A 3,554-nucleotide genomic window follows, 5' to 3' on the forward strand; every position below is an offset into this window, starting at 1 on the left:
AGTTGCAGGCGCAACTGGCGCTCAAGCAGATCATCCTCGGGCTGCATCGCGCGGTGTTGCGCGAATACGCCTCGGCCTACCGGCGCGCGCTGCTGTCCGATGCCGGGCTGGGGCAGGCGATACCGCTTGAGGAGCGCGGTGAGCTGGCCGCACAGTTTGAACTGGAACTGATGGAAGACCCGCCGGCTTCACGGCTGCGCGAGCTATGGGACCGCATCGGCGCGCTGGAGCGCGGCGTGTTGCAGCCTGTGCGTGCGCCCGTGGACCAGGGCAGCCGCGAGCTGGTCGCGCTGAATGGCATCTGCAATGCGCACCAGCGCATCTCGGGGGAACTCAGCGGCGAGACCAAGCAGAGCAGCGAGACCGGCCGCAACACCGAACAAAGCAGCGGGCTGGACGCGAAGTTTGCCGACGCCTTGAAGCCGGCTGCGGCGCTGTTGTCCGGTGCTGCGGTGGCCGGCGGTACGCTGGCCAGCGGGCCTGGCCATGGCGCGAGTGCACTGGCGCTGGGGCTGCTCACGGCGATGGCCTCGTCGTTGGCCTTCAAGCGCACGACCAGCAACACCGGCAAGCGCCAGCGCCATGTCGACAAGACCTTCATCCCTGACCTCAGTCTGCGCACGCTCGACCGAGTGCTGCCGACGCTGCTGGAGCGGCTGCGGGCCGCAGGCTTGGCGCCGGTGTTCGTGATTGACGAGCTCGACAAGGTCGACGGCTTGTCCGAACGCATCATGGCGATGGTGCACTACCTGAAGAAGCTGGTCGCCGAGAGCGTCTTCACCTGCTTTCTGACCGACCGCGGCTACATGGAATTCCTGCGCCTGGCCGCGCGCGAGAAGGCCTACGGCGTGGCCTCGTCGTATTTCTCGCACCCGTTGCTGATTGCCTATGAACCGGCCGACCTGGATGCTTACCTGGAGCTGGTGCTGGAACTGCCGCCCGTTGTGCCCGGCAGCAATGTCTCGAATGCCGACGCCGCCGATAAAGAGATTCTGAAATGGGTGCTGCGACACCGCTCGCAGATGCACGCGTTGAACCTGACACGTGAACTGGCTGCGCTACGCACCGAAGCCGGCGATCTGAACCTGCTGCCCGGCACGGTGCGCGACACCGTCTTCTACCGGATCGACGTGACGCTGCAGGTTGTCATCGAATACTTCCTCAACATGCCGCACGTGGTGGGTTGGTCGCTGCAGCGGCCGGACATGCGCCAAACCCTGCTGGATGCGCTGTACTTCATCACCCGTGAATGGCTGCTTGGCAAGACCGAGCTGGACCTGCGGGATGCGCAACGGGATGAGTTCCGCAGCGCGCTTTACCAGCGCATGAACCTGGGCGAGGTCTTTGTCTGCGAGGAGGATCCGGACGGCGAACCCGGTCGTGCGACCGGTGTACCGGTCGATGCGGAGGACAAGCTGGTATCCAAAGACGATCTGGTGCTGCTTTTCGGCACTGTGAACGAGATGGCCGCATTGCTGGCTGGCAGCGAGCTTGTGCAGCAGGTGGAGCAACGCTGGCCGCTGAATCCTCACGAGCGGGTGGGCGCACCACGCACACCCAAGCCCGAGCAGGCCGTGCGTGAGGTACTGCTGCAAGGCGGCTTGTCCTTTCTGGAGCCGCGAGAGGGCATGGCTGGCGTCTATGATTTTCGCTACTGGCAGTCCGGCGAGACGCGCGCGCCGGTGGTTGCAGCTGCCAGCCCGGCACCGCTCGACCCAAAGGCCTCGCACGAGCAAGCCAAGACTGCGCTGGACCTCGTGACGACGCTGGAGATCGATCTGGCCAGCGTGCTCGCCGGCAGCCCGCACCTGCCGTCGCCTACGCATGCCGATCTGCAGCTGCTGATCGATGAAGCCCTGGTGTTGCCGCAAAGCCCGCCATGGCAGCAAGCCATGGAGTCGCACCAGGCTCTCTTGATGGCGCGCGACGGCACGGGCAACGTGGCCGAACTGGCGCGACACTTGGTGCGGCTCGAAGCATTTGCGCAGATGCTGCGCGACAGCGCGCCCGCGTTGGCGCCTGCGCTGCAGATGGCGGGCTTTCTCGCGGGCCTCGTTCCAGGGCCGCAGCCCGATCCCCGGGCGGCAATGGCGCAAGCCTTGCGCTTGCTGGCCCAGGGCCTGGGTTTTGCGAGACTCAAGCCAGAACAGGTGCGCAGCGTGTTGGAAGGATTGCGGGTGCAGATCGAACCGTTGCTGGCCGAACCCCTGGCCGCAGCGCCCGAATTCCGATGGTCAAACGACGGCCGGCTCCGGCCGTTGACGGACGCGCTGCAGCGTGTGGCCCAGGTGCGTTCTCAGGGCGCGCGACTGCGCATCTCGCACGACTGGGCGCTTCGTGAAGCGCCGGCCTGGAAACAGTTGCTGGCCCGGTTGGATGCGCAGGATCGCAGGCAACCCGAGGTCGCTGCCGGGCCGGACGAGATCCTGTGTGCGATGCGGGGCGTCGGCCCAGAACGCTTGTTACCCGGAATGGCGGGGCTGGCCACACTGGCGCATTGGAGCCACCTGCTGGCTTTGTTGTTATCGCCGGGCGAAGAAGGGCCGGGCGCCCTGTTGCTGCTTGACCCTGCGCTGCGGTTCCCATTGCTGCGCTCGGTCCTGCTTCGGCTTGGCCTGGGTCGCGCCGAGCCGCAGTGGTTGGGAGGCTTTTGCGAGGGTGTGCAGCGGTTGACCCAGGCGTCCGACGAAGCCCGACATCAGCTGCAGCGCGAGCTGCAGGAATTCGGTGCGCTGTACCCTACGAGCAGCGCGCCCAGTGGTTGCCTGGTGGTCCTGCCCAAGGCCCGCGGCTCAGTCACTGCGGCGTGGACCGACGCGCCGACCCGCGCCCTATGCCTGGTGCTGGCACCGGAAGACCTTGGCGTGCGGCATCGGCGTGCGCCGCAGCACAAGGCCGTAACCCCTGAGTTGGCAAAGCCTCCCCATTGGCTGTCCCTGCTCCCGCCGCCACTGCACCTGGTCTGGGAAGACGAGGCAGAGCCGCCGCCGCGCCAGCTCTACCAGTTCGCGCAGGACACCGGGCAGACCGTGCTGCCGCTGGACAAGCTGCTGCCCCCATCGGCGCGCAGTCAGGCCTTGTACGGAGCGCGAGGCGCCGACGAACTCGTGGCCCTGCTGCGTGACCGCGGTTCGGGCATGGCTTGAAGGGGCCACCCGGCTGGATGTCGGGAGCCGCCCAGCTTCCTGCTCTGGCACCTTCATAGCGACTTTGATGTGATACCCATCAGGATCGATGAGGAAAGCAGCTTGGCAATTCGGGCTGTAGTGCAGCCGCATGCCGGGCGCGCCATTGTCCGGTCCGCCCACCGCCAGGCCGCCGGGATCGCAGCAACGATGGTGCGGCAGTCAGCCCCTCGCTTGCTGCAACAACGCCCGCACCTCCTCATCCTCCGTCTGCCCGAAGTCCTCGTACCAGCGGCTCACGCTCTGGAAGTCTGGCGGGGTGCTGAGGCAGAGGACTTCGTCGGCGCGCTGGCGCAGCGCGGCCACGGCGTCCTCGGAGCCGACCGGGACGGCGACGATGATGCGGCTGGGCGGGTGTTGCTGGGCGGC

At 66.9% G+C, this 3,554-nt stretch carries 1 protein-coding gene and 1 pseudogene; one reads left to right on the forward strand and one right to left on the reverse strand.

Going from position 1 to position 3,554, the window contains the following annotated elements; genetic code table 11:
* Positions 1 to 3,146 (forward strand): amino acid adenylation domain-containing protein (locus FKP22_RS32615; RefSeq protein WP_170201057.1); only part of this gene is annotated, 3,146 nt, incomplete at its 5' end.
* A gap of 201 nt (positions 3,147 to 3,347) precedes the next feature.
* Here FKP22_RS32615 and FKP22_RS32620 read toward each other — a convergent pair.
* Positions 3,348 to 3,554: pseudogene (locus FKP22_RS32620) on the reverse strand (phosphoribosyltransferase); the annotation flags it as partial.

Source organism: Ideonella azotifigens (genome assembly GCF_006519715.1).
Classification (GTDB): domain Bacteria; phylum Pseudomonadota; class Gammaproteobacteria; order Burkholderiales; family Burkholderiaceae_C; genus Ideonella; species Ideonella azotifigens.